The 25,912-nt window shown below is 42.8% G+C and carries 26 protein-coding genes; 6 read left to right on the top strand and 20 right to left on the bottom strand.

The features are described from left to right. Nucleotides 1–70: 70 nt before the first annotated feature. The 4 genes from ACDZ28_RS21620 to ACDZ28_RS21605 all read right to left on the bottom strand — a co-directional run bounded on the left by ACDZ28_RS21620 (nt 71) and on the right by ACDZ28_RS21605 (nt 4,262). The gene (locus ACDZ28_RS21620) at nt 71–934 is read right to left on the bottom strand and encodes a carbohydrate ABC transporter permease (protein WP_341112314.1); all 864 of its coding nucleotides are present in this window, start codon (nt 932–934) and stop codon (nt 71–73) included. Then, entirely contained in the window at nt 931–1,884 is a 954-nt protein-coding gene (locus ACDZ28_RS21615; RefSeq protein WP_341112313.1) for a sugar ABC transporter permease, read from the bottom strand. Before ACDZ28_RS21615 ends, ACDZ28_RS21620 begins: the two co-directional genes overlap by 4 nt. A gap of 147 nt (nt 1,885–2,031) precedes the next feature. Further along, nucleotides 2,032–3,387, bottom strand: coding sequence for an ABC transporter substrate-binding protein (locus ACDZ28_RS21610; RefSeq protein WP_375102726.1), 1,356 nt, complete (start codon nt 3,385–3,387; stop codon nt 2,032–2,034). 281 nt (nt 3,388–3,668) lie between these two features. Continuing rightward, complete coding sequence (locus ACDZ28_RS21605; protein ID WP_375102725.1) at nt 3,669–4,262, bottom strand: manganese efflux pump; 594 nt, start codon at nt 4,260–4,262, stop codon at nt 3,669–3,671. A 182-nt stretch (nt 4,263–4,444) separates the two neighbouring features. On the opposite strand from ACDZ28_RS21605, the gene ACDZ28_RS21600 reads away from it, so the two are divergent. Continuing rightward, complete coding sequence (locus ACDZ28_RS21600) at nt 4,445–4,657, top strand: hypothetical protein (protein ID WP_042126976.1); 213 nt, start codon at nt 4,445–4,447, stop codon at nt 4,655–4,657. 72 nt (nt 4,658–4,729) lie between these two features. On the opposite strand, the gene ACDZ28_RS21595 is transcribed toward ACDZ28_RS21600, so the two are convergent. The 3 genes from ACDZ28_RS21595 to ACDZ28_RS21585 all read right to left on the bottom strand — a co-directional run bounded on the left by ACDZ28_RS21595 (nt 4,730) and on the right by ACDZ28_RS21585 (nt 7,252). After that, nucleotides 4,730–4,894, bottom strand: coding sequence for a hypothetical protein (locus ACDZ28_RS21595; RefSeq protein ID WP_170880233.1), 165 nt, complete (start codon nt 4,892–4,894; stop codon nt 4,730–4,732). 178 nt (nt 4,895–5,072) lie between these two features. Then, nucleotides 5,073–5,666 (bottom strand): TIGR00730 family Rossman fold protein, encoded by a 594-nt coding sequence (locus ACDZ28_RS21590; RefSeq protein ID WP_375102724.1) that lies wholly within the window; start codon nt 5,664–5,666, stop codon nt 5,073–5,075. 89 nt (nt 5,667–5,755) lie between these two features. Then, nucleotides 5,756–7,252: a stalk domain-containing protein gene (locus tag ACDZ28_RS21585; RefSeq protein ID WP_375102723.1), complete on the bottom strand. Its 1,497-nt coding sequence runs from the start codon at nt 7,250–7,252 to the stop codon at nt 5,756–5,758. 249 nt (nt 7,253–7,501) lie between these two features. Between ACDZ28_RS21585 and ACDZ28_RS21580 the strand changes: the two genes are divergently transcribed. Continuing rightward, on the top strand, nt 7,502–8,173 hold the full coding sequence (locus ACDZ28_RS21580; RefSeq protein WP_375102722.1) for a tetratricopeptide repeat protein: 672 nt from the start codon (nt 7,502–7,504) through the stop codon (nt 8,171–8,173). A 112-nt stretch (nt 8,174–8,285) separates the two neighbouring features. On the opposite strand, the gene ACDZ28_RS21575 is transcribed toward ACDZ28_RS21580, so the two are convergent. The 8 genes from ACDZ28_RS21575 to ACDZ28_RS21540 all read right to left on the bottom strand — a co-directional run bounded on the left by ACDZ28_RS21575 (nt 8,286) and on the right by ACDZ28_RS21540 (nt 16,501). After that, nucleotides 8,286–9,692, bottom strand: a complete 1,407-nt coding sequence (locus ACDZ28_RS21575) for a lytic polysaccharide monooxygenase (protein WP_375102721.1) — start codon at nt 9,690–9,692, stop codon at nt 8,286–8,288. A 285-nt stretch (nt 9,693–9,977) separates the two neighbouring features. Further along, on the bottom strand, nt 9,978–13,139 hold the full coding sequence (locus tag ACDZ28_RS21570) for an MMPL family transporter (RefSeq protein WP_375102720.1): 3,162 nt from the start codon (nt 13,137–13,139) through the stop codon (nt 9,978–9,980). Then, a complete protein-coding gene (locus ACDZ28_RS21565) occupies nt 13,136–13,591 on the bottom strand; it encodes a MarR family winged helix-turn-helix transcriptional regulator (RefSeq protein WP_042126966.1) in 456 nt (151 codons plus the stop codon). The genes ACDZ28_RS21570 and ACDZ28_RS21565 overlap by 4 nt, the downstream gene beginning before the upstream one ends. Nucleotides 13,592–13,766: 175 nt before the next feature. Continuing rightward, a complete protein-coding gene (locus ACDZ28_RS21560) occupies nt 13,767–14,207 on the bottom strand; it encodes a GNAT family N-acetyltransferase (RefSeq protein ID WP_042126964.1) in 441 nt (146 codons plus the stop codon). Between the two features lie 3 nt (nt 14,208–14,210). Beyond that, the gene (locus ACDZ28_RS21555; protein ID WP_052414579.1) at nt 14,211–14,690 is read right to left on the bottom strand and encodes a VanZ family protein; all 480 of its coding nucleotides are present in this window, start codon (nt 14,688–14,690) and stop codon (nt 14,211–14,213) included. Continuing rightward, complete coding sequence (rpiA, locus tag ACDZ28_RS21550; RefSeq protein ID WP_139328475.1) at nt 14,687–15,367, bottom strand: ribose-5-phosphate isomerase RpiA; 681 nt, start codon at nt 15,365–15,367, stop codon at nt 14,687–14,689. The genes ACDZ28_RS21555 and rpiA overlap by 4 nt, the downstream gene beginning before the upstream one ends. An 81-nt stretch (nt 15,368–15,448) precedes the next feature. Beyond that, nucleotides 15,449–16,015 (bottom strand): GNAT family N-acetyltransferase, encoded by a 567-nt coding sequence (locus ACDZ28_RS21545; protein WP_375102719.1) that lies wholly within the window; start codon nt 16,013–16,015, stop codon nt 15,449–15,451. A 6-nt stretch (nt 16,016–16,021) separates the two neighbouring features. After that, nucleotides 16,022–16,501, bottom strand: coding sequence for a hypothetical protein (locus ACDZ28_RS21540; protein WP_375102718.1), 480 nt, complete (start codon nt 16,499–16,501; stop codon nt 16,022–16,024). 208 nt (nt 16,502–16,709) lie between these two features. Here ACDZ28_RS21540 and fsa point away from each other — a divergent pair, with 208 nt between their 5' ends. Further along, nucleotides 16,710–17,357 carry a fructose-6-phosphate aldolase gene (gene fsa / locus ACDZ28_RS21535; RefSeq protein WP_042126959.1) on the top strand — a complete coding sequence of 216 codons (648 nt, stop codon included), beginning with the start codon at nt 16,710–16,712 and terminating at the stop codon, nt 17,355–17,357. 57 nt (nt 17,358–17,414) lie between these two features. Here fsa and ACDZ28_RS21530 read toward each other — a convergent pair whose 3' ends face one another. The 3 genes from ACDZ28_RS21530 to ACDZ28_RS21520 form a co-directional block, all read right to left on the bottom strand. Then, on the bottom strand, nt 17,415–18,728 hold the full coding sequence (locus tag ACDZ28_RS21530) for an MFS transporter (protein ID WP_375102717.1): 1,314 nt from the start codon (nt 18,726–18,728) through the stop codon (nt 17,415–17,417). Between the two features lie 129 nt (nt 18,729–18,857). Next, a complete protein-coding gene (gene helD, locus ACDZ28_RS21525) occupies nt 18,858–21,209 on the bottom strand; it encodes an RNA polymerase recycling motor HelD (protein ID WP_042126957.1) in 2,352 nt (783 codons plus the stop codon). Nucleotides 21,210–21,372: 163 nt separating this feature from the next. After that, nucleotides 21,373–22,419 (bottom strand): aromatic acid exporter family protein, encoded by a 1,047-nt coding sequence (locus ACDZ28_RS21520; RefSeq protein WP_042126955.1) that lies wholly within the window; start codon nt 22,417–22,419, stop codon nt 21,373–21,375. 188 nt (nt 22,420–22,607) lie between these two features. On the opposite strand from ACDZ28_RS21520, the gene ACDZ28_RS21515 reads away from it, so the two are divergent. After that, a complete protein-coding gene (locus ACDZ28_RS21515) occupies nt 22,608–23,105 on the top strand; it encodes a hypothetical protein (RefSeq protein WP_052414578.1) in 498 nt (165 codons plus the stop codon). Nucleotides 23,106–23,150: 45 nt separating this feature from the next. On the opposite strand, the gene ACDZ28_RS21510 is transcribed toward ACDZ28_RS21515, so the two are convergent. Next, complete coding sequence (locus tag ACDZ28_RS21510) at nt 23,151–23,792, bottom strand: phosphatase PAP2 family protein (protein WP_052414577.1); 642 nt, start codon at nt 23,790–23,792, stop codon at nt 23,151–23,153. A 110-nt stretch (nt 23,793–23,902) separates the two neighbouring features. Here ACDZ28_RS21510 and hfq point away from each other — a divergent pair, with 110 nt between their 5' ends. Then, complete coding sequence (hfq, locus tag ACDZ28_RS21505) at nt 23,903–24,124, top strand: RNA chaperone Hfq (RefSeq protein ID WP_042126951.1); 222 nt, start codon at nt 23,903–23,905, stop codon at nt 24,122–24,124. A 124-nt stretch (nt 24,125–24,248) separates the two neighbouring features. Here hfq and ACDZ28_RS21500 read toward each other — a convergent pair whose 3' ends face one another. After that, the gene (locus tag ACDZ28_RS21500; RefSeq protein WP_375102716.1) at nt 24,249–25,355 is read right to left on the bottom strand and encodes a lactonase family protein; all 1,107 of its coding nucleotides are present in this window, start codon (nt 25,353–25,355) and stop codon (nt 24,249–24,251) included. Nucleotides 25,356–25,537: 182 nt separating this feature from the next. Here ACDZ28_RS21500 and ACDZ28_RS21495 point away from each other — a divergent pair, with 182 nt between their 5' ends. Next, nucleotides 25,538–25,873 (top strand): hypothetical protein, encoded by a 336-nt coding sequence (locus ACDZ28_RS21495; RefSeq protein WP_042126947.1) that lies wholly within the window; start codon nt 25,538–25,540, stop codon nt 25,871–25,873. The last annotated feature ends 39 nt before the right edge of the window (nt 25,874–25,912 follow it).

Raw genomic sequence — 25,912 nt, 5'->3', positions numbered from 1 at the left:
CCCCAGCTGTCTCTGTCCTCTAGTATTCTTCACGAAACCGCCTATTCCCTTGTAAAGACAAAAAGTAAGATCAGCTCTTGATAGCTCCTGAAGTAAGACCCGCAATCACCCAGCGACTAAATAACAGGAATACGATCAGCAGCGGCAAGGTTGCCGTAAACGTAGCTGACATAATCATTCCATAATCCAGACCGTCTCGATTGGAGAATAACTGCTGGAGCGCGATTTGTATCGTAAAATGCTCTTGATTCTTTAACACAACCAAAGGCCAAAAGAAATCATTCCATACGGTCATAAAATTCAGTATGCCTAGTGTAGCCATAGCTGGTGTAATGACTGGAATGGCAATGTTCCAGAAGATCCGGAAATGTCCCCCGCCATCGATCCGTCCAGCTTCGATCAATTCCGTATGTACAGCTGTAGAAATGTACTGCCGCATCCAAAAAATCCCGAAGGCATTAACCATAGCCGGAACAATCAGCGCCTTGAAAGAGTCGATCCAGTGGAGCTTGGCCATAATTACGTAAGTAGGTAACACACCAAGTTGCTGGGGTACAAATAAAGTGGCAATTACAAAGTAGAACAGAATATTTTTAAACGGGAATTCATATTTAGCAAAAGCATAACCAGCCAGTGTACAGAAAAATACGACCGAGATGGTTACCATGGACGAGACGAATAATGAGTTACCTAGCGCTTGAAAGAAATCTGTTTTATCTAGTACCCGCTGGAAATTGTCAAAAAACTGGTTTCCAACCGTAAGTAAAGGTGGAACATGAAAGACTGCACCCCTATCATTTGTGCCAACCACAAACATCCAGTAAAAAGGAAAGATGGACACGAGCGCACCAAGAATCAGTAGGAGATAAAATCCAACTTTTCCGAAAATCCCAAGATCATCCGGATCTTTTTTAAATAGACGCACTGTACTCACGCTTTACCCCCTCCTGTATCTCCACCCATGCGGCTTGAGACCAGCATATTAAGGACAGAGAATATAATCGTGACCACAAATAGCAGAACTGCTGTAGCCGCCGCCGTACCGAAGAATCCATTACGAAATGCCTCGCTGTACAAATAAGTAACCATAGTAATACCTTCCTGACGAGTAGATCCCGTACCTGATTGCCCCAGGAATACATAAGGCTCAGTAAACAACTGCAACGCACCTATGGTCGACAGTAAAGTGACGAATACGATAAAAGGTTTCAGGAGTGGCATTGTAATGAAGGTGAATTGTTGTCTTCTGTTCGCCCCATCAATTCGAGCCGCTTCATATAAATCTGTAGGAATACTTTGAAGCCCTGATAGAAAAATAATGGCATTGTACCCTGTCCAGCGCCACATCACCATGGTTGAGATCGCAATTTTTACTCCCCACCAGCCAGAGTTGAAGGCCATACTATCAAGCCCTAGTCCGTTAAGTATCCAGTTGATCATTCCGTTGTTCCCAAACAACGTACTAAACACCAGGGTAACTGCAACGATAGACGTAATATTCGGCATGAAAAAGAGTACCCGGAATGTTTTCTTAAACCGAGTCATTCCTGAATTCAACAAAACGGCAATCAAAAGCGCCAATAGAATCTGCGGAACCGTTCCGAGCAGCCCCATTATTAAGGTGTTGCTAAAAGAAATCCAAAAGGTAGGATCACTTGTGACCAGTTCATAGTTTTTCATCCCTACGAATTTCATAGGGTTCAAGGCATCCCATTTAAAGAATGAGAGGTAGATCGTAAAGAAGATCGGATATAGTCCAAATATCGAGAACAGAATAAAAAAAGGAGAAATGAAAGTATACGCAGTGATGCGGCTCCTTCTTTGTTCAGTTAAAAACGGGCGTTTGCTCTCGGCATGCGGACTCGAGATAACAGGTTGTGCCATGTCACACCTCCAGGTAATCGAACGTATCAAGCAAAAACGTCTTCGGCGTCCTTATAAGGACGGTAAACGTTTAGTCCGAATTCACAGAGAATGCTGTTCTCCATGAATCCGGACCTTTCAGACATTGTACTCTTTCTGCTGGAAGTCTTAGCTGCGTTCAGCCAGTTTCTTCGCTTGTTTAACAGCTTCATCCCACTCTTTGGCCGGATCAGCCTTTTTCTCCAACACGTTTTTCAGTGCATTTTTGAAGAAGGTATCGGTTTGGTCATGAAGTGGACCGTAGTACACAGGTTTTACACGATTAGCTGCTTTACCAAATTCAACTGCGGTTTGTTGACCACCGAAGAATTCATCCTTGAAATCTACGAATGCAGGATCTTCGTACAGGGCAGGAATGGAAGGCATCAGCCCTTTTGTCTTGAATGATTCCAGTTGATTATCTTTGTTATCCATCCAAGCGATGAAATCATAAGCTTCTTTCGAGTGTTTGCCCTCTTTAGGCAGTGTCAGGAACGAACCACCCCAGTTACCGGCACCTTCAGGAAGTTGTGCGATTTTCCATTTTCCAGTAGTATCTGGAGCATTACTCTTAACATTTCCCGCCATCCAAGCCGGTCCCATGACGACTGCAAAAGATCCATCGTTCATTCCTTGGCCCCATTCTGGAGACCAAAGCATTAGATTGCTGATCCAACCTTCTTGGATACCTTTAACCGTAAAATCATAAGCTTTGCGAACTTGCGGGTTGGTGTCCCCGATAAAGCTGCCATCCGCTTTGCTGAAGTAGATTTCATCCGCGGATTGGTCACGTAATGCGTTAAAGGTAAGATCTGTAAGATCTACAAAAGGCTTACCTGTCTTTTCTTTAAATGCTTTGGCTACAGCAGCGAACTTGTCCCATGTATCAATGGCCCCGCCGAATCCTTCAGGGTCACTTGGTAATCCTGCTGCTTCCGCCAAATCTGTTCTGTAATAAACAACGGTCGGACCGATATCTGTAGGTAAACCCAACTGGAAGCTGCCATCTATAGAAGAGGCTTGTTTCCATTTCCAATCCAAATAGTTCGCTTGAATATCTTTAGCACCAAGATCATTCAGGTTATAGAATTTATCCTGTGCATTGATAAAACGCTCCATGAAACCGATTTCAAGTTGGAAAATATCAGGTGCTCCTGATCCAGCAGACAATGCAGTGGTCAAATTATTATGATGAGCTGTTTGGTCACCCGTATTTTGAACCTTGATCGTAACGTTAGGATGTTCCTTCGTGTACTCCTTCGCTAGATCCTCATAGTTCACGTTTCCGAGTGTCCAGAAAGAGAGTTCGATTTTCTCAGCAGGCTCAGTACCCTCATCTTTTGTTGGTTCACTTGTGCTTGCTGCGTTGTTACCTGTATTTTTACTTGATGCGTTGTTCTCGGCGTTGTTGCCTCCGCATGCTGCCAGTGAACCTACGAGCATGATAGCGACTAACGAAAGCGCCAAGTGTTTTACTTTATTCATTCCCCTGTACCCCTTTCAAAGGTTTCTCTTACAAGATTTAGTCTACAGGGTTTATATTCTTTTTTTGAGGAGGCAAACTTCCGATTTATGGTGGAAATATTTCTGATTCAATAAAAAAAGCCCTCATAAGAGGACTCAAAGTTCATTACCATAAAATTTGTTTTCCCCACCAGGGTAGGACATTGTTAAGAGACTACGAATGTGTCCGCTACAGCTAACAGACCACATCCAATAGAATGTGGTCTTAACATTTACTTCGTATCTTTGACCTCAGGTCCTCCTTAAATAAATATTTCATACAGACCTATGCCTACTAATAACAATCCGCCGATAAGATCAGAATGTTTGCCTAGCCAAGTTTTGGACATTCGATTCCCGATTTTCATTCCGGCAGCCACAGTGATAAACGAAAAGGCACCCACTGAGATCGCTGTGAATGTTGCGTTCACGCCGCTGATCCCTGCTCCAAAGCCTGTAGCAATACAATTGATAGCCAGCGCCACACCCAACCACACCGATTCTTGCCATCTTAAAACATGACGATAGCCATTATGTGTAGAAGATGTGCTGAGGACGTTGCTCTCTATATCCATGCTTACACTTGAAGTTGGTTTCTTATACACCGCTCTAATGCTCCAGATTCCCATAAACAGAATCAAGCAGCCACCGATGGCATTTCCATTCGCTTCAGAAAAATATTGTGACACATACTCACCTGAGGTTATTGAGATATATGTAGCCAGAATCGACAGAATAGCAATGATCAGATTTGAAAATGGTGTAATTCTTGTGGACCGTGCCCCAAAGGAAACGCCTATTCCTAAGTTATCCAAATTTGAAGCCAGACCAATAATAATGATGGAAAGCCAATGCATATTTAAACCCCCTTAGTACAGTCATAACTATGTTATGTCTGAAGTGGGCGCATAGAATTTTGTCCAAATGTGTTACTCATAAATTGTTCATTATCATCACTTATATTGGATTTCTCTTGCTTCCACAGGTATACTATTTTTATTTCTAACTTCATTACATGATTAAAAGGAGTTTAATATCTATGCCGATTAACCGCCCGCTGTTTACAGACAGTGATTTCCAAGAAGCCGTTGACCGAAAATTACCTGTCCGAGTCTTTCAGGACGATCATTTGGTGAATTCAGGAGCAACCGTTGTCCGCTTCACTGATTTCGATGTCGTTATTCAGTCCAGAGTTAGTGATCTGACTTACTACTCCCGTAAGAGCTGCCAATTTTTTGAGGTTAGACCCTAAAAAAAGCCGGAATGCAGTGACCCTAAGATCACTGCATTCCGGCTTTTTTCAACAAGACATATGTAGTAGCTTTTACTTAATGATTCTGTATTTACCATACACTTTCATTTTCTCATCTAAGACTTCCTGAAAACTCTGCTTCTTCTTATTAGATCTCTCTTGCTTAGGATTGACCACGGGCTGAGGTCTAAAAAACTGATGATTGTAAGCCATAAGATTATGTACCATCACATTCATTGAATTCCAACCTCCTTAGGTAATCATTCCCTGAGTTACTCGGAGTAACCACTACTACTTATTAAAAATTAATTACCCAGCAACATATAGACCGAAACAAGTTTATCACATGTTCATATGAAAACAACCTCCAAGCTGTATAAAACAGCTGGAGGTTGTTAAATTCCTACTCATTTTCTCAACGCTGGGAAGGAAATCTAGCGTTCCCATTCCCTTTATTACTATGATCAATTTGACCTCTCATTAGTTCAAGCAAATATTCGGGATCAGAGTTCATATCTAACATTTTTAATGCATTTTTTGGAGCAAACCCTTCACTTACACTATGAGAGATCATAGCTAGCAGAGGATTAAAATAACCTCTAATATTCAACAGTCCAATAGGCTTCTGATGAATCCCAATCTGCATCCAACATAGGATCTCAAATAACTCATCAAAGGTTCCAAGACCACCCGGCAGGGCAATAAATGCATCGGCCATACCGCTCATTATCGCCTTACGTTCATGCATACTAGAAACCTCAATCAAATTCGTCAGCCCAGAATGCCTGATTTCATCTTTAAAAAGATCCACGGGCATGATACCGACGACTTCACCACCATTTGCCAACACTCCGTCCGCCACCTGTCCCATAAGGCCATTTCTTGAACCTCCGTAAACCAGCCTACATCCTTGTGCAGCTATATGATAACCCAATTCTCTAGCCATTTCCGTATATTCTGAGTTAAGACCTGGATTCGATCCGGCGAACACACATACTGTAAATGCCATACCTATCACTCCAGACTGGTTATTATGGTTCAATACAGATTAATTCACTTATTGTACATCAATAAATTAAATAAAGTGTTAAATGAAAGTCATCTTTTTGTATGTAACGTTAATTGGTACAGTGCACTATTCCACTCAGCAGTAACACCTAGTGCCTTAGCCAAAGCTGCCGCTGGAACAAGTGAAGTATAACTTACTTTAATGCCCCCCTCTTTAAAAGTGATTTTCTTCCCTTCTTTCGAGAGCGTCATTTCTCCCTCCCATGAGAGTGTGTAGCCAAGACTTTCCGCTACTTCCCTAATCGGTACTTTTACACTTCCATCTATAAAAATAGCAGACTGTACGGAGTCGATTTTCTTCCCATCAACAATTACCGTAACAGGTTTCAAAATAGGAGATAAAGTAAAAGGACGTGAATCAACAGCGCTAATTCCGAGTTGTCCAAACATATTCGTCCCCCAAGCCACGGCAGTTCCATCCTTCAAGACTGCATACTTACTATTCTCACCGCTAACAAAAGAAACCGGATTGCTCAAACCTTTAATTTGCTTTGGCTGAGTGAAGACCCATTTGCTGTCGGTTATATAATTAGTACTCCATGTCCACACGGTGCCATCTTTCTTAACCGCTACAAAGCCGCCTAAATCCAACGTAAGTTTTGAGATCTGCTTTATGGCTGTGATCTTTTGTAGGCCGTGCATCAAGGTACCTGCTTCCCATACCCAGTATTCTCCATTTTTATTAGCAACAAGATTGAATCCATTTTTCGTCTGAACGGATACAATATTCGAAAGACCTGGCATCTTTTTCATCGTGATTTCATTATAATTATTGCTGTCAATCGTTCCCCAGACGCTTCCACTCTCGGTTAAAGCCAGTATACTGCGATCACTCATTGAAACGGACTTCACATGGTATAAATCCTTAACTGCGGTCGGTTTCTTCACCGCTTGTGTATTCTCTATTTGCGGGTTAGCGCTCCAAGTCCACAGGGTACCGTTAGTTCGAATCGCGGCCTGATAAATACTGTTCCCGATCCACTTCACCTCACTTAAGCCCTGCACCTTCGTAGCAGCAGGCAGCTCTATGTACCCTACATTAGAAGCGTCTGGAGGACTCCACTGGAGTACGCTCCCATCCTTTTTCAAAGCTAAAGTATTGTATAGTCCTGAGGTTACACTAACTACATCCGTCATCCCCGAGATCACCTGAGGCAGCAGTACCTTATGTTGTTTGGAGCTTGCCCCATTTCCAGCTTCCGCTGCACCCTTGTCCTGATAATCTCCCCAAGCCGTAACCGTTCCATCTTCCTTCAACGCTACAAAATAAGCCCCACCGATCTCTAGCTGCTTCGTATGTTCAAGCGCTGCGATACTGTGTGGAGTAATCGTCCATCCCTCTGGTCCTGCTATTCCATTCGCAAACTGTCCAAACATATTACTTCCCCAGGCCCAAACGGTTCCGTCCTTTCCTAATGCAAAGGAGCTGCCACCCCAAAAACCAGGCGCAGCAACAATTTCCTTAATTCCGCTCAGCTTAGCAGATGATGGAGCTGCATTCGCTTGTGGAACTGACACTGTAGCCATTAAAGCAGAACAAACAACCAAACTAAACAGTCGTATCTTCCTTGCAAATAAGTTCATCTTGTTTTTCCCTTCTTATGATATTATTGTAATTATTATTCATCTTACACTAAGACGGTATAAAGCTGTTCAAAGTTGTATTATTTTTAAATCCCGGGATTCAGATTGCTTTGATTTATGTTATAATTACGCTGCTTTAGATCTAGTCTTTTCAATCGCAATACCGGAACCAAATGATTATGGAGGGAAGTTATGCTTAAATTTATTGGTGTTTTACTGCTCTTCAGATTAGTGGGCAACCCTTTTCTGGCTATATTCATCCTGCTTCTTATCTTATATTTCTTGGATCGACGATATGTGGGCATCTTCCCCAGTATTACAAAGCCCTTCAAAAGAATGCGTCAAATTTCCAAGCTGCGTACAACCATTTCTTTGAATCCTAATGATGTCTCATCCAAATTTGATTTAGCTCGGAGTTTGGCTGAACGTAAAAAATACAGGGAATCAAAGGAGCTCCTACTCCAAATCGAGGACCGTTATGAACAATCTGCTGAATATTGGGTAGAGCTTGGACATGTGAATCTAAAGCTGGGCGCTTTGGAGGAAGGCGAGGCACAGATGCTTCGAGGTCTGGAGATCAACAGTAAGGCCCGATATGGACAGCCTTATCTTTGGTTAGCTGAAACTTTTCGCCATACGGATCATGATAAAGCATTACATTACGTTACTCAGTATCAAGAAATCCAGTCTTCTTCCTCTGAGGCGTATTATCTAGCCGGCTCTATGTATAAAGCACTTGGCAGATCAGAAGATGCGAAACGAGCGTTCGAAGAATCCACCGCTGTTTATCGTTCACTGCCGAAATATAAAAAACGGCAAGAACGCGGTTGGGCGTTACGCAGCTTTTTCGCCAAGATGAAATAAACTTTAAAGGCTTCTTAACCTAAAAATACGGAAACCATTTCTAATGACCAGAAATGATTTCCGTTTTTTTTTATAATCTATTTGAAATTAGACGGTGTATTGATGTTATTCGTTATTTCGTTACTAATTTCCAGAGTGATAATGCCGACTCCGGATTCCAGTTGTTATCACCATAACTTCTAAATGTCACTCGAGCTTCATAAAGGTTACCCTTGTATTCAACTTTTGTTCCAACAATATACAACCCGGATGCATTCCAAGCTGCTACATCTGGTAATACGGGTTTCACAAGGGTTGTGACTGTATACAAAGAGCTCTTGTCTGAAATATTACCAGCAGCGTCCACAGCTCTCACATAATAATTGTACGTAGTGGAAGCTTGTACCGTTAAATCCGTATAGGAAGTTTCCTTGGTTTGGGTCAGTTTAACACCATCCCGATATACAACATAATGATCAACACCTACATTATCTTGGGCGACGTTCCACATTAGATTAACACTATTGTGTTTCACTGACATGGTATGCAGCCCCTCAACCATCGAAGGCTTCACAGTATCTGCTGTTTCCACTGGAGGGATAACCTCTTCCGGGTTTGGTGTGCTAACAACAATAATATTACTTGAGCCTGACGTGTTTCCTGCACGATCCACAGCTACGATGTAATATGTATAGATTTTGCCGGATCCTACAGTTATGTCTTTATAGCTCGTTGTTGAGGAAATACCAACTTGTTTCGCATTACCAATGTTCTCACCGCGGTAAATCAAGTAATGATCTACGCCTACGTTATCTGTTGCAGCATCCCACATAAGGTCTACAGTGCTCGATTCTACACTCATCGTGTGTAACCCTGTTACCGTCGACGGCTTCTCTGTATCTGGTTGTACCCCAGGTCCTAAATCACCGTTTTTTAGATTCACATCAATCACTTGGTAGAAGGCATTTGCTGTATCATCAATATCCCACACAGCCAAAATAACATGATATCCACTGCGGTCAGTTGGGACATTTACTTTATGTGTCACAGAACGCTCAGGCTGTTTACCGCCATTCTCAAAAGTTCCAATAAGCTCTAAGTCAGAACGTTTAATCGGTGCATTAGGATTCCAACCTTTTTTCGTAATATAGTAATGCCATTTTGTTGTTCTATGTTGTGCTGTAATATACCAAGTAATGTCATTTAATCCGCCAACCATATCATGTTTAATCCAGCGATCACTTGTTTGTTGATCCAGAATTCCTCCGAACATGCCACCCGCTGATGCTATCTTCCCGTCCGCAGGACCCGCCAATGGGAAGCCCTTTGGCGCCTCTAGACTCTGTGGCTCATATTGAACAGAACCCACATTATTCGCTGCACCAAGCTTCGCACGACTTGCAGGTTCGGATACATAACCGTGTCCAAATGCTTTATCGGTATCGATAATAAGTCCTACTCCAGCAATAACCCCAGCTGTAATTATAATTGGAGCAGCCTTTTTTGCGATACTGCTGATCTTCATGTTTACTTTCATCATTCATCATCTCGCTTTCTAGTTGTAATTTGGAGACTTTGAAAACGAATCCAGAGTTATTATAATTTTCTGAAAACATAATAACAATAACCTAAAGAACCAGACAACAATGGATAAAAGACCCATAACAATTGAATGGATTAGTAGTTTTCCCCGCTAGTAATGCCCTATCGAAGCAATTCATTCTACTCAAATAAAAAGCCAGTCACCGATTCAGTGATCGGTGACTGGCTGCAAAAAACAATTTGTTATGACTTCTGATTTTCATAAATGGGATATAGTCCCCATTTACATATTTAAATCCTGTTTGTTAGCTTCTCCGCTCTCTTTAACTGAGAATGGCCACCAATTTCCTCGGCCAAAGATCCGTACCATAACAGGGACAAAGAATGGCAAGAATATTAGAGCATACAGGGCCAATCCCACGAGCACTACTGTTGCAATCTGCATCATCGACAGTACCCCTGAAGGATACATCGAAGCGAAGGTCCCTCCCAAAATAACTACAGCAGATAGGATAACTGTACCCATATTGCGCATGGCGTGTAGAATCGCTTCTTTTACATCCCAAGTTTTATTTTCGTTAAACCGGGCCATTAAGAAAATGCTATAATCCACACCTAGTGCAATCAGCATAACAAAACTAAAGAATGGCGTCGTCCAGGTAATCCCCTCATAGTGCAGTAGATTAACGAAAATAGCCTCCGTAACACCCAGCGCTGAAAAGTAAGTGATCAAAAGTGAAATAATAAGGTATATCGGCATTACGATTGAACGAAGCAGTAACACTAATATGATGAAAATACCGCTCAACATTAAGATTACTGTACGCGAGTAGTCTTCATTGGAAATATTCCGCAAATCGCTTTGACTGCTTGTAACCCCGCTAATAGCTGTTTCAGCATTTTCAAGCTTCGTTCCTTTTACTGCACGATCTACTGCTGCTTGAATATCACCCACACTATCTATAGCCTCTGAGCTGTAAGGATTCTCGGTGAATACCACGTCCAATGTCATCACCTTACGGTCATCAGATAAGTAAGTATCAAATACCTGCTTTATACCTTCAGCTTTAAGTGCCTCAGCTGGTACAAAGAATCCGCTCAGCTCTTCATCCTTAGCCGCTTGAATCTGATTCAAGTATTCTTGTGCCGAGCCCAGACCGCTTGTAATTTGCTTCAATCCATCAGCACTATCGCTTAGTCCAGTGGTTAAGGCTCCAATTTGCCCTGTCAATTCACCAAAGCCGTCCGCTAACTGCTTCTGTCCGCCTTGCAATTGATCAAGACCACTTGTGATAGATGGAATCTTATCTACGATCTGTCCTTGACCGGCTGCCGCCTGATCGAGCCCAGATTGCAGTTGGCCGATTCCAGCTACAAGCTTAGCTAAACCTTGCGCGAGCGCGGTTTGCCCAGCCGCAGCTTTGGCATAACCGGCATTCGCTTCATTTAAACCAGTAGCTGCACCTTTAAGCTGTTCTGAAACCTGACCAAGACCGGCTGCTAGCTGCGCTACACCCGTACCACTTTGTGCTACTGTGCCTTTGATCGTCAAATAATTTACATCCTGAACAATTTCCGGATAACTGCTCTCTAAGCCAGCGAAGGAACCGTCCAGTCCTTTTAATGCCTCTGCAGCGCCTTGTAGCTGCTTCGGAAGCTGCCCTAGTCCTTCATCCAGCTGGGTTAAGCCGCCGCCGATTTTTTTATAGCCCTCAAGTAACTTCGTATTAGCATCTGCTAACTGTTTAGCACTTGTTGCTGCCTGCTGAAGACCGGCTTTGATTTCTCCGGCACCCGCTGAGCCACTCTTTATCCCGCTCTCAATCCGGGCTAGCCCGGTGCCTAAAGCAACGATTCCGTCTTTGAGGTCTGCTGTGCCCTCTGTCAGTTTAGCACTTCCCGCAACAGCCTCTGTCAGTTTGGGAGCATTATCGCTAAGCTGTTTACTTGCTTCAGACAATCCGGTTTGGATCTTGGTCAGTCCTTCGTTACTCTGATCCAATCCATCAGAAAGTGTACCAACTTGATTAGGAATCAAGAAATCACTAATTAGCTCACCTGTTGGACGTGACATGCTGCGAACAGATTTTACGCTATCCACTTTTTCCAGCTCACGGCTGATTTTCTCCGCAAGACCCAGGTATTCTGAATTGTCCATGCGATCATCATTCTTGATTACGATCTTGCCAGGCATTGATTCCCCTGGTCCGAAGCTCTCCGAAATAATATTGAACCCTTTTACCGAAGCATATTCCGAGCCGATTTCCTCCAAGCTGTTAAAGGACAGCTTACCGCTATAAGTGAGTAAGAAGGGGGATACGATTACTGCAACAATTAGAAGAGCGGCCCACGGTCTTTTTAAAGAAAAAGAACCTGCCCATCCCCAAATCCGGCTCTCACTATGCTCCAGCTTGCCACGGGAAGGCCAGAATAGCTTTTTGCCAAGAACCGCCATGAAAAACGGAACAATCGTCACAAGTGCCAATAGCATAACGGCAATTCCAACTGCAACAGCTACTGCTGAACGATAAAGAATGAATTTCGATAATCCAATCGCTACAAAACCTACGAACACCGCTAAGCCTGAATAGAAAACCGTTCCTCCAGCTTTACGATAAGTTGCAATAATAGCACTTTTGGTATCTTCTGCGGTCATCATTTCTTCCTTAAAACGGCTGATCAGCAGAATACAATAATCCGTACCGATCCCGAACATGACGGCGACCATAAAGATTTGAGTAAACGTAGATAATGGAAAATCATAACGATCCACCAAAAAAGCCACGACAGACTGGGATACAATATAGCTGAGACCTACTGTCAGCAGCGGTACAAAAGGCGCTACAAATGAACGAAAAACGACGAATAGAATAAGTAGAATAAATACAACTGTAATATACTCCGACTTCTTTAGCCCTGCTTCTGAGCTTGCGATCATATCTTCTGTAATGAGACCTTCACTGGTCAAATAATGATCTGCTTTAACATCTGTAAGCAATTCATCCACTTTATCTGGCAGCGCAGTAACAGCCTCTCCTTCACCTTTTACGGACAACGCCACCATAATGGTCTTGCCATCTTTGGCAATCAGCGTATCCTTAAGCTCGCTTTGTGAAAAAGGATCGGTGATAGAATCTAATTGTAGAGCTTCCTTATTCGCAGCCAGCTTCTCAACGCCCTGTTGAATACTTGCTGTTTCTTCTGCTCCGATCCCCTTCGGGTTATTGAATACAAGAGCTACCTGATGGAGTGATTCGCCACCCTTGTCACTTGCCGCTTCCTTCATGATTTCTGCTGCTCTTGATGAAGGGTATCCCTCTGGAACCGTGACCTGCCCCTTCTCACGGACAAGATCTGAGAACGATGGGGCCGTCATCATTAGCACAACCGCTACAGCGAGCCAGATTGCGATGACCGCCCATCTTGCTTTTAGAATCGTCTTCATTGGCTCTTCCCTCCATTATCATTCTGAATTAAATTCGCCAGTTTCTCAAACATCATGATGAACATTTCAATATCCTTCTTTTCAAAATGAAACAAATACGGGGCCACCACTTCATGTACTTGCGACTCTGCTGCTTCAAATACTCTTTTGCCATGCTCAGACATCGATAAATACACCTGACGACGATCATTCTCGTCTCGGGTTCGCTCGATAATGCCCGCTTGCACCAGTCTGTTGATTATCGCTGTAATGGAGCTTTTACCCACGCAAAAGGTTTCTGCTAGATATGTAGACGTACATTGTTCCTGAGCATTAATCAGACGCAGAATTTGATACTGATCATTCGTTGTATCCGCAGCAATACTATCCTTAATTCTTGCCGCTACTTGTCTTGTCACCATCATGTATGCATCCATATAACGGTTAATCCAATGCTGAACCTCATCCTCCAAAGCTTCCTACCTCCAAAAATATAGTTCGACTGTAGAACAGTTTCATTGTCAAACTATAATCCCATTTTTTTCAAAAGTCAACTTACAATTCTGCTGAATAATTTATGATCTGCACAACAAAAAAACAGGCCGAGAATTCATCTCGACCTGCCATTTTATGTCTTCTACATATTTTTTATTCCTCATCCTCGATCTCATCCACTTCATAGACACATCTCAGCGTCTCAATACCTGCTGCATTTTCACCGAGGCTGTACACCATGAAACCAAGACTACGGTAGAAATCTGCAGCGATCTCATCCTCAGTTTCTGCTACAAGATAACGCGGCTGCCGCGTAGTAAGCAGCTCCAGAATCATCCCCCGTGCATAACCTTTTCCTCTGTTCTCTGGCAATACAGCAATATGCCGAATATCCAAAGAGCCATCTTCTGTTTCTTCAAAGCCCACGAGACCAAGCAGTAATTCTTCCTCTTCCCACCCGTATAGTTTAAACCCGGCTTGTTCGCTATACTCAGACGAGGTCTGCTGTAGGGCACTCGGATCATCAATGACCGCATAGGTCAACAGCTCATTCACCTCAGGTGTACCAATGAGGGGTTTAAGATCAATCAACATTCTTCACATTTCTCCTTCTTTGTTACTTTTAAAGCTAATCACTCGAAACAATCCGTAGCCTATCCACACACCTAGCATGTTTAATAGTAAATCATCAATATCGAAGCTTCCCACATGCAGCAGCATTTGTAAGCACTCCAAAAGCAGTATGCAAGGGACAGCATATAACGAGATCCTAAGCCAAGAAATCGAACGTGTCTTTACTAATGGCCAAAGAAAACCAAATGGAATAAAAACCACAACATTCCCTAGCAGATTCACTAGCCGGTTGATCAGTGATAACCCGTTATCCAAGTTGAAATAAAGTGACACCGTACGTAATGGAACCAGATTGTACTGAAGAGGACCTCCAGTGTGAACTTCACGTCCAAATCCGAGAAACATCCAATAGATAACAGTAGCACTATACAGAGTTAGTACTACCCGTGTCAATCCTTTTAGCGGCCATGAACGGCTAGTTTCTCTAAGTCTGCGGTTAATCAATTCTTAGATTGAGCTTCTATTATTTCGATGCTTCCGTCATGTTTACCAACAATAGCCATCGCTGCAATTCCAATAAATAGGCCGTGATCTACAACACCCGGGATACTTTGGATGGTCAATGCAAGCTTTGGCGCAGATTCTATCTCTTCAAATCGGCAGTCCGCTATGTAGTTGCCATTATCCGTCTTGTACAACTCTTCTCCGTTACGGCGCAATTCGGGTTGGCAACCCAGTTTAGCAAGCTCCGCTACAGTCCACTCCCAGGCGAAAGGAACGATTTCCACTGGCAGTGGAAATTTGCCTAGCGTGCTTACAACTTTACCTTCATCGGCAATCACGATCATCCGAGTACTATTACTAGCTACAATCTTTTCACGAAGCAAAGCGCCGCCGCCGCCTTTAATTAGTTGCAAACTGTTGTCCAGCTCGTCCGCTCCGTCAATGGTCAGGTCCAGACTATCAATATCACCAAAAGCTACCAGCGGAATCCCTAGCTCTCGTGCTTGTTCCTCGGAAGCGCGTGAAGTCGCAACTGCGGTAATCTTTAGACCTTCACTGACGCGTTCGCCAAGCTTACGGATCGCCCAGTAAGCAGTTGATCCCGTACCCAGACCTACCTTCATTCCATCTTCTACGTATTCTACTGCTTTTTCTGCTGCTAATTGTTTAACATTGATGCTCATATAAATACCCCCCATGTTATCCGTTATAAAGATTTATAGTAAACTTGAAATTCCCATAATTCAGTAGGATTCCGGTTAAGCACCGACATCCAATATTTTGCCGTAACAGAGACTATCCGGATCACCGATATAGGGCCCAAACAAATCAATCGGTTGGTAGCCGTGTTTGACGTAAAGCGCAATCGCTTCAGGCTGTTTGATTCCAGTCTCCAATCGGATCTCCCTAAAGCCGGCAGCGATTGCCTGTGCCTCAAGGAATAACAGCATATTAGTAGCTATGCCCATTTTGCGATAACTAGAATCTACATAAAAACGCTTCAACTCCATCGCAGACTTCTCAGTGCCGATATAATCCAATGGACGAAGCCCGCCGCAACCCACTGGTTTACCGTTCAAGTAGGCTACTACGAAAGTCATTTCTTTTACTTTGGGATCCTCGAAATCGACGACATAGATCGTCTCGTGCGGATAACGCATCTTCAGTTCCTCATCCAGAAACGTAATAAGCTTTCTTAAATCAGCATTCTCTGGGTCAACCACTTCAAAATTCACTTCTGTAACGGGCGGCACTCTATTTCCCTCATTTCTTGTATCCAATTTCGTATTATCCTTCTTGCAGCCGAAAAAATCAATAATCTTCATTCTGCCTTATGTATATTGAAATTTCACTACATCCTCTAAATTTAGGATCATCTCTTTTTCAGCGTGGTTAGCAGCCCTATGTAAGTAAGCTTTATGCGTAATGAATGAATCCGAGGGAGCTGCCGATTTAATGCACTCTAGCACACTACGTTCGACATCAGCCAGAACTAAATCCCCTTTACCCGCGCTAACTCTACATAGATTAATGATAGCCAAAGGCTTATTCACAACTACCTGTCCACTGGACTCCACAAAAACTGTGTATTGAATTAAAGGAATTACATCTGGATCTTCCACACTAGCAGTGCAAGATTGGTCAAAAATAGAATACATTAGTGCAGGATTACGTGATAAAGTTCCTAATTTCTTCTGATTAGATACCAATTTGCTGTTTTGATAGGCCAAGAATCCGGCAACTGACAACACGAGCACAAGCAAAATAACTAATACTGAGTACATTTCATCACGTCCCACCCAATACGCCATAATAACAATACCGATTATATATTATCATGGATAGATGCATAGACCAATCTTATATTATCTTCGATTTAACAAGTGTAAAAGGCCCTCAATCTATAAAGTTATTTTGAAATATTCAAAATAACAGTTGAAACTTCGTTTGACATGTCTCATAATGAAAATATGAATATTGTTTGTCAATCCATATGGAAATCAAGGGAGGAAACTTAAAATGAAGTTTTTCTTGGACACCGGAAATATTGAAGAGATCAAACGTATTACTCGCCTCGGATTAGTGGATGGCGTAACGACTAACCCGTCGCTCATCGCTAAAGAAGGAAGATTGTTTAAAGATGTTATCAAAGAAATCGTCGCCATCGTTCCAGGTCCTGTTAGCGCAGAAGTAATCGGTTTGACAGCAGAAGAAATGCTGAAAGAAGCATACGAAATTGCTGAATGGGCTCCAAACGTTGTCATTAAACTCCCTATGACTGAAGATGGCTTGGAAGCTTGTTATGAGCTTACTAAAAAAGGTATCAAAACTAACGTAACGCTTGTCTTCTCAGCGGCTCAAGGCTTGATGGCTGCAAAAGCAGGCGCAACTTATATCTCTCCTTTTGTAGGACGTCTGGATGATATCGGTGTTGACGGAATGAAGCTGATCAAGGATCTAAAGACTATCCTGACCAACTACGGCATGACTTCCGAAATTATTGCAGCATCCATTCGTAACATTGCACATGTAGAGCAAGCAGCGCTTGCTGGTGCTCACATTGCTACCATCCCAGGTTCGCTCCTGCCAACCCTCTGGAAGCATCCGCTGACAGATAACGGTATTGAACGCTTCCTGAAGGATTGGGAATCCGTACCACAGGCATAAGAAGAGTCTTTTATTCTTTTATCAAGAGGGCTATCCCAGAAGCTATGGCAACGTAGCTTAAGGATAGCTCTTTTTTCCATCAATGGACATCGCCGAAGTCTGACGAACACGCTTTGACAAAAGGCGGGGATTGATCTTCTCTGTTTCTTTCACACCGGATTCCCCCTTGCTTCCTTTGCTTGGCGTAACTGCAAATAAGGTCAGCAAACCACCGATAGCGCCAACTGTAGCCATCAAAGCAAACAATACCCAATGTCCACTGCTCATCAGCAGCGATACCACCGGCGGCCCCAAAGATACCCCGATGAACCGCATACTGCTATAGAGAGAGGTTATAGTTCCACTATTCTCCTTTTCAATCCCTTCTGTTATCAATGCATCCATGCAAGGCAGAACAATCCCAATTCCAACACAGCCTAAACCCATAAATCCAACTAAGAAATAAATGCCTTTATTGAACCCTGCAAAGATCATTGCTGCAGTTAGTAATACCATCCCCCCAAAGCCAAGCCATTTCATTAGCGTTTTGTTCTGACCAATAATCTTTCCTGTTCCATACGAGGACAAACATAACAAGGCTAACGGGACCGCCAGTACATACCCCTTCATCGCCCCATGCATTTTATACTTAGATTCCAGTATCTCTGATAAATAGAATTGAACGCCAAAGGTCACAAACATACAGATACCACCTATGGCAAAAATAGCATACAGCCATCGTCCCTTTTTACGCAAAATACTCACAATTCCATTTAAAAATTCTCGTATACTCTGTTTCTCAGGCTGTTCCTTTGCTTCCGGCTTTCGAACCAGAAACAAAACTAAGCCAAATGAGATTAGACATAGAACAGGAATTGCGATAAAAGGTGCGAACCAGAGCCATAAACCGAGATAAGCGCCAAGAATCGGGCTGAGTACTTTACCAAACGTATTAGAGGTCTCAATGATTCCCAGACTTTTGCTTACATCCTCTTCTTTCTTGAACAAATCACCAACAAAGGGCAGCACAATCGGAAAAGCACCGGCCGCGCCTATGCCTTGTAACAAACGACCGGCCAGAATGACCCAATAAGCACTAATGCCCTTCATAAGCCAAGCCGCCACCACACAGATGATACCACCAATAGCAGCAATGATCAGGCTCGGAAGAATCACCTTTTTTCGTCCATACGTATCAGACAGGTACCCTGCAATAGGGATCATCACAATAGCCATCAATCCATAGACAGTAATCAGCATACTCACCTGAAAAGAGCTAATGCCGAGTTCTTTAGAAATCTGCGGCAAAATAGGCAACAACATGGAGTTACAGAGGGTCATAATAAGTGGAATGGATGCTAGTGCAAACAGATCCCATTTTCTTTCCTTCATGAACTGACCACCTTTGCATTGTTTGCGACTCTCTATATTGTGGTTTGTTCATCCCTCTTTATTCATCCATACAAAAAGACCGTCCCCCGCCAAAGCGAAAGGACGATCTTAAGTTTAAAAGATTAGGCTTTACAGCGAATTTGCAATCATGGTCTTCGCATTTACGTTTGGAAGGAATCGGTTCGGTTCCCCCAGACTAAAAATATGAAGCAAGTGCATAGCCCTAGTGCAAGCTGTATAGAACAATTTACGCTCACTTTCTCTGCCATATCGTTCAGCTGAACCATCGTAGATGATAACAGCATCAAACTCCACACCTTTGGCTAAGTAAGCAGGTAGCACCAGTGTTCCCTTCTGGAAATTCGGTGTTTCCTTCGTAACGAGCCTTACCGGTAGCTTACTATGTAGTTCATCGTGAACCCGTGCGCTTTCCTCTGCTGTTTTACAGATGACAGCCACATAATGATACCCCTTTGATTGCAAATTCCGGATATCCTTTTCAACTGCATTTAGAAGCTCATCCTCGCTAGATACTACATTTAATTGAGGTTCTTCTCCGCGCCGATTAAACGGCACAATACGTTCTCCGCCAGGAATCATTGCCCGGGTAAATTCCACAATCTCATAAGTGGAGCGGTAGCTACGGGTTAATGAGATCACTTCTGTATTTTCTTCACCATAGATGCTAACTAAACTAGACAAATCGCCTAGCACTTCACCTTGTGCATAAATCGCCTGATTCAGATCACCCAATACGGTCATTTTAGCCCTTGGAAATAAACGGCGCATGAACTCTAATTGGAAAGGGGAGTAGTCTTGTACTTCATCCACAATCACATGACGAATCAACGTGTTGGTACGGAAGCCTTGGCTTAGCTCCTTTAAATACAGGAATGGAGTGGCATCTTCATAAGCCAGCTCGTTCACTGCGATAGATTTTAGCGTTTGCTCACAGATCTCATCCCAGATTTCCGGTAGAGAATTAACACCATTTAGACGTTCCATAAGCTCACGATCAGTAAACAGCGTACTGTACAACCCCTTAACATCCACAAAACGGCCTCGTTTAGTCCACCCGCGCAGTGGTTTTAAGCGTTGGCTGACTACATACCGGGATAACACTTCTTTTTCCGTATCAAAATCATCAAAGCTATCCTGCGTAGCTTTCTTCTTACGTCGCAACATCTGATAAGCACGATGATAATCACTGGAGTCCAATAGCTCAATTTGATCTTCCACCCATGAAGCATTTCTTTCCTCATGACTAAAATCAGCGATCTTCTTCAGCAGCCAACGTGTCATCAGGTCTACACGGTTCGCTAGCTTAATGGCTGGATCATAAGCATAGAAGTGACGTTCCATCTCTTCCTTACTGACGACTGCCCTTCCTTGAAACATTAAGGGTTTGAACATCATGCCCTCATGCTCAAGCATCGTAGCATATCGACGAATTGCATCGAGAAAAGGTACGGATGATTTATAAGCGATGCCTTCTCTGCGTATAGCCACCTCAGGGCCGTCAGGGGCATTCAATAGGCTTTCTGTTTGACTAAAGACATCTTCAAGCTGAAATTCATGTCCCAGACGGTGCTCCAAATACATTTGGAAGGTGGTTTGCTGCATATTTTCTTCACCTAGCTCTGGGAGTACGGTAGATACATAGCTATTAAACAGTGGGTTTGGCGAGAACAAAAGCATTTGATCTGCCTGCAGAACTTCACGGTATTTATACAAAAGATAAGCTACCCGTTGCAGTGCAGCTGAGGTTTTCCCGCTCCCTGCTGCACCCTGTACAACCAGCATCCGGCTTTTATCGTTACGGATAATCGCATTTTGCTCTTTCTGAATGGTAGCTACAATACTCTTCATTCGATCATCGGCACTATGGCTAAGCACCTGCTGCAAAAGCTCGTCACCGATCGTAACACCAGTATCAAACATCACTTCAATAACACCATCAGCTATTACAAATTGCCGCTTAAGATTCATTGTGCCTGAAACTAGTCCACCAGGCGTTTCATAAGCTGCAGGACCAGGTGCTCCGTCATAATATAAGCTCGATATGGGTGCCCGCCAGTCATAGATCAAGAAGGTGCCATCATCCTCCATCAAAGATCCAATTCCTAGATATATCTTTTCAGTTTCTCCATTTGGTGCTTCTGTAAAGTCAATACGCCCAAAGTATGGAGAGACGAGCAGCTTTTTATATTTTTTCAGTGCCTTGCTTGACTGTAAATGATGGCGTTCGCGTTCATTCAAGATTTGGGATTGTTGGCGAAGACTTGTTGAAGTTTCCCCTAAATCATCTGGACTACTGAAGTTTACCGTAACCTCTTCCCAGAAGTCTTTCCGCATATCTACCACATCACTACGATGAAGTCCGAGCTCCTCAGATAAACGCCGGATATGGGCCGACAAAAGCTTGGTCACTCCGTCTACTCGCTGCTGTTCTTCTTTCCATTCAATTTCATGATTCTCCACTACATTTCATCCCCTTTTGGAAGGTTGATATTTCAAGTGAGGATACTCTTAATAGATGAATCCGGCCCCTCTGGGACCGGATTTGTTAATAAAAATAAGAAGTATAAGTTTCACTCTGAACATAATCCTTAAGCTTATATGTTGCACATCAAAAGGTTATGTTCTATGCTTCACGATCCGTTTCTTTTTCCTCAGTCGCTATACGATTCATTTGATCTGCCACTTTATCCAGGCGTTCTAATTGATACCCGTAATCGTAAATAGCTGCGGCTACAACATACAAACGTAGTTGACCTATTTTCTCCGCATTATACCCTAGGATCGTTGAATTCAAAAATCCATCATTCTCGTCTCCCAAGGGTTCTGATTCATTGGTGTTCGGTTTAAGTTTATCTTCAAATTTCAACAAGATTAGTTGATGATATTTGATTAACTGCTCCAAATGACTGTCAAACAATGCATCAGTCTCTTCGCTTCGATCCGCTTGAAAATAATGCCGGTCCACAGCCTCAAGAACATCGAAGCCTTTTTGTAAAGATGATAACAGGTTCTTATAGACAACCATCTGTCTAGTCTGACTGTACTTCGCCCGCTTTAGCTGTTTCTGCTCCTCTTCAAACAAAGCATACTTATCCGCTAAAGATTTAATGGATGACTCCAGTGCAAGCTTTTCATCACGAAACACACTTTCCTTCATCTCATGAGATACTGCCGTTCTTAGCAGCAAGGATAGGCTGGCAAAGACGTTCTCAATCTGCTTGATGTACTGTTTACGTGGTTTCGGAGGAACTACTATAATATTGATTAGAAATGCAGAAACAATCCCTGTCAATGTTAATAAGAAACGATTCAGTGCGAACTGCCATTCTCCAGAAGCCTCCATCACTGTAATAACTGTGACTAGCGTTAGGCTAATTGTATCCGCTCGGTTAATTTTCATACTGATCATTATGACAAGAATGCAGACCAACCCAACCGCAATTGGACTATTGGATAACAGCATTCCTCCCAGAAGAGCGAGTATCGCGCCCATTGTAGTCGTTGTCAGCTGATCAAGAAAATAACGCCAAGAGCGATAAATCGATGGCTGCATAGCGAAAATTGCTGCGATTGCAGCGCCCACAGAAGATGGGAAATGTAGCAGTTCGGCTAGATACAAGGCAAGCGTGACTGCCATTCCTGTTTTAAATATGCGAGCTCCAAAAGCCAAAAATATCCCCCCTAAAAATTGGCCCACTCTGCAATATGGACATCTGTTAATCCCTCATTCCTCTAATTACCCAAGCCTAGAGTTGATGAATTTTAAGATCATTTAAGCTCTCACTCATGATTCTTTCAGCTTTCAGGGAATACTAATTCAAGTAAGTACCTATCACATATAACATACGAGGTGAGTGAATGAATAACAACATCAAAAAATTCGCGACTATTACAGCGGTTCTTTTCCTCAGTCTGTCTTCAGCTCTTGCTCCTATTGGGCATGCGTCAGCTGAGAATGTAACTTCCGCTGCACCTGATTCTGGGCCCTTGGAAAAAGGTCATAGACCCCCTCCAGGGAAAGACGGGAAATTCAGAGCCGGCGGACATTTCATTATTTTCGAAACAGCCAAGCTGCTTGAGATGGATCGAACAGAGCTAATCAATAGCCTTAAATCAGGCAAAACCCTCCCCGAGCTAGCCCGTGAGAAAAAAGGCTGGACAGAGGAGCAATATATTCAGAAGCTCAGCGAATCCGCAAGTAAGCGGCTGGATCAAGCCATCACCGAGGGACGGCTCACGAAAGAAGAAGCCCAAAAGCTAAAGGCTGGACTTCCTTCTATGCTGAAGAAAAAAATAGGTAAAATGGGTCATTTCCAGGATCGAAAATCTTCGGAACATCATGTGATGAACCCTTAAAATATCCCACTGAATCCTTAACTAATCGACGGGTATCTCCATTCCTTATGAAGATATCCGTTTTTTATAGGCTTCAAATAGACCGACGGATAACATCAGCCATGCGCCACTCGCAGCAAAACCTCCAATAACGTCGCTAGGATAATGGACTCCCAAATAAATACGACTCCAGCCAATGCCTACGATCATGAATACTGCAAACATTATTAACAGGATCCGTTCACTTCTTCGCGGCAAATGCCGCCACAGTAAATAGGCAATTACCCCATACAAGGAGAAGGCTGCCATAGAGTGTCCACTTGGGAAACTATACCCAATCTCTTGGACAATACGATGGAAATTCGGGCGTTCCCTTTGAAACCACAACTTCATAAGTGTATTCAATAGCTGTGAGCCTAGTCCAACCCATAGGAATAGAATTAGCTCAAGCCGATGTTTCAGCAGAAAATAGAGCAGAGCCATCGTACCGATAGATATTCCAATCGCTACCTTAGAGGAACCAATCAGAGATAATCCTTTCGCAAATGAGGTCAGCCCAGGTGATTCAGCGGATTGAACCAAATGAATCATATAGTTATCAAATGATGATACCTTATTCATATGAACTAGAATCGCAATAACGACGAAACAAGCAGCAAACCCTATAAAATAACGAAAACCTCTAGACCAGTTCTGATAATAAAGCATAAATACCTCCGTGTCTAATTTTGTGCCTGTCGATCGCATTTCCAGTGAAGCTCTAACCCGTGCTATAATTATAGAGAAATAAATATACAAAAAGATGGAGTGCTGCCAAAGTGGAGAGTCTAAAATTACAGGAACGTTTGTTGAACCAGTTTATTTCCACAAAGGTGCCCGTGACGATTTTCACAACGAATGGTGTGAAAATGCAAGGCGTCGTAACCTCGTATGATGCATTCACAATCACTTTACAGGGTCAAGGTGATGGCAGACAGAATGTGCTATTTAAATCTGCAGTATCCACTATTGTACCTCTTAAGCCCGTCTCACTCAAATAGCTCACAAGCTCATTTCATTTCTTCATCCTCTTTTCAATAATAAAGGGAACACCGGACAACATATCCGGTGTTCCCTTTATTATTTTCTTAAATTGTCTAATTCACTCTTGTTAATGAGCTTCTTTTATACAGGGAAAATCACAGGCTTCACACATACCGGCTTAGATACCTCGGCTGTATTTCCAGTAAATACGAGACGACCACTAGCTGCTTCAATAGAGAATACAACCAAGTTATTAGCGTCACGATTCGCAACAATCAGATAAGCCCCATCCGGAGTTAAAGAGAAGTGTCGAGGATGCCCTCCACGAGTGGATACATATTCAATTAATGTAAGCTTGGCAGTAGCGGGATCCACCGCAAATACTGCGATATTATCTGCTCCACGGTTAGATGCGTAAAGATATTTTCCATCTATTGAAGTAGCAATTTCGGCACAAGTATTCTCTTCCTTAAAATCCTCAGGCAAAGTAGAAACTGTATCTACAGTGTGAAGAGTACCTGTAGCACTGTCATATGTAAACGATGTTATCGTGGAATCCACTTCGTTTATTACATAAGCTGACTTTCCATCTGGATGAAAAGTAAAATGACGAGGTCCCGCTCCCGGATGAAGCACCGTATCAGCGTGAACTTCTAGTTTGTTCAAATCTCTGTTGATTCTGTAGGACCGAATGATATCCAGACCAAGATCAGAAACAAACAGATACTGCCCGTCCGGACTGAAGATAGCTGAATGGGGATGCGGGCGATCCTGACGTTCAGGGTGTTGACCGTGGCCGGAATGAATGGCGACATCCGAAAGTTGACTAGCAACTTTTTCTTCATCTAATGTAATCAAGCCTACAGTGCCACCATGATAACTACATACAACAACGTATTCATTGTTTAGGTCTCTAGAAATATGACATGTGGTCGTTTGGCCATTACCTGAAGCAGGCATTGTGGCTATTCGGTTCAATTCGCTCAATTTCCCACTCTTAGCATCGATTGCAAAGGTAACGACTTCGCCCTCTTTTCCACCCTCACCATTCGGCTTTTCTCCTATGGCATATAAACGCAGCGCTGTAGCATCCACATTAACAAAGGTAGGGTTAGTTAAGCCCTGAACCGAGTCGATTAATTTTAACGTACCTCCTGCTTCGCCATCGAATTCAAATACCTGCACACCGCTTTCCGTGGCACTTGCATAAGAACCCGTAAACAGCAATAACTTAGTCTGCTTTTCCATCACTATATTCCTCCTTCAAAGTATTGCTATTATATAATTTACAGTTTTTAAACGTTAATGACAAACTATAAAGTAAAAAGTGTGACAAATAGTTCAAAAATAAGGCTTTCCAAGGATTAGGGAGTGTGTTATAATGAAAGCGCTAACATTAGTCTTTTATTAAGTACAAAGGGGGAACATGAATGAGTAGCATCCTGCTGGAAGCCAGAAATGTATACGAGGACTTCGAGGTGGAAACAGACATTCTGTTCTTTAAGGTCGGAGACCATGATTTGGTCATTTTTCACGGCAGAAACTACAACATAAAAAAGAGAATGACTGCCGAGCAATTAAAACGATTGTTATCCAATTCAACTTACTATCATGTGTACGGTGGCTGTTATGTCAATCTGAACAAGATCAGTTCTATCGAAGACGACTGCATTTATTTCGGAGAAAAGGGACTATTCGCTAAAAACGTTCGTGTCCCAAGACGGAAACAAGAAAGTATTCGTCATCTATTGAAAGGACTGAAGTAAACATCTTATTCCCATAAGCCGGAAGGGCATGTTACCGAT

It is taken from the genome of Paenibacillus sp. RS8, from assembly GCF_041956825.1.
Classification (GTDB): domain Bacteria; phylum Bacillota; class Bacilli; order Paenibacillales; family Paenibacillaceae; genus Paenibacillus_AQ.
The sequence above is the reverse complement of the archived record's forward strand: the minus strand, read 5'-3'. Positions and strand labels throughout refer to the sequence as shown.

Bases quoted from the DNA above. Each gene is read 5' to 3' on its own strand.
- ACDZ28_RS21615 (WP_341112313.1), bottom strand. From the start codon at position 1,884: ATGGCACAACCTGTTATCTCGAGTCCGCATGCCGAGAGCAAACGCCCG.
- ACDZ28_RS21610 (WP_375102726.1), bottom strand. From the start codon at position 3,387: ATGAATAAAGTAAAACACTTGGCGCTTTCGTTAGTCGCTATCATGCTC.
- ACDZ28_RS21605 (WP_375102725.1), bottom strand. From the start codon at position 4,262: ATGCATTGGCTTTCCATCATTATTATTGGTCTGGCTTCAAATTTGGAT.
- ACDZ28_RS21600 (WP_042126976.1), top strand. From the start codon at position 4,445: ATGCCGATTAACCGCCCGCTGTTTACAGACAGTGATTTCCAAGAAGCC.
- ACDZ28_RS21595 (WP_170880233.1), bottom strand. From the start codon at position 4,894: ATGAATGTGATGGTACATAATCTTATGGCTTACAATCATCAGTTTTTT.
- ACDZ28_RS21590 (WP_375102724.1), bottom strand. From the start codon at position 5,666: ATGGCATTTACAGTATGTGTGTTCGCCGGATCGAATCCAGGTCTTAAC.
- ACDZ28_RS21585 (WP_375102723.1), bottom strand. From the start codon at position 7,252: ATGGCTACAGTGTCAGTTCCACAAGCGAATGCAGCTCCATCATCTGCT.
- ACDZ28_RS21580 (WP_375102722.1), top strand. From the start codon at position 7,502: ATGCTTAAATTTATTGGTGTTTTACTGCTCTTCAGATTAGTGGGCAAC.
- ACDZ28_RS21575 (WP_375102721.1), bottom strand. From the start codon at position 9,692: ATGATGAAAGTAAACATGAAGATCAGCAGTATCGCAAAAAAGGCTGCT.
- ACDZ28_RS21570 (WP_375102720.1), bottom strand. From the start codon at position 13,139: ATGAAGACGATTCTAAAAGCAAGATGGGCGGTCATCGCAATCTGGCTC.
- ACDZ28_RS21560 (WP_042126964.1), bottom strand. From the start codon at position 14,207: ATGTTGATTGATCTTAAACCCCTCATTGGTACACCTGAGGTGAATGAG.
- ACDZ28_RS21545 (WP_375102719.1), bottom strand. From the start codon at position 16,015: ATGAAGATTATTGATTTTTTCGGCTGCAAGAAGGATAATACGAAATTG.
- ACDZ28_RS21540 (WP_375102718.1), bottom strand. From the start codon at position 16,501: ATGGCGTATTGGGTGGGACGTGATGAAATGTACTCAGTATTAGTTATT.
- fsa (WP_042126959.1), top strand. From the start codon at position 16,710: ATGAAGTTTTTCTTGGACACCGGAAATATTGAAGAGATCAAACGTATT.
- ACDZ28_RS21530 (WP_375102717.1), bottom strand. From the start codon at position 18,728: ATGAAGGAAAGAAAATGGGATCTGTTTGCACTAGCATCCATTCCACTT.
- ACDZ28_RS21515 (WP_052414578.1), top strand. From the start codon at position 22,608: ATGAATAACAACATCAAAAAATTCGCGACTATTACAGCGGTTCTTTTC.
- ACDZ28_RS21510 (WP_052414577.1), bottom strand. From the start codon at position 23,792: ATGCTTTATTATCAGAACTGGTCTAGAGGTTTTCGTTATTTTATAGGG.
- ACDZ28_RS21500 (WP_375102716.1), bottom strand. From the start codon at position 25,355: ATGGAAAAGCAGACTAAGTTATTGCTGTTTACGGGTTCTTATGCAAGT.
- ACDZ28_RS21495 (WP_042126947.1), top strand. From the start codon at position 25,538: ATGAGTAGCATCCTGCTGGAAGCCAGAAATGTATACGAGGACTTCGAG.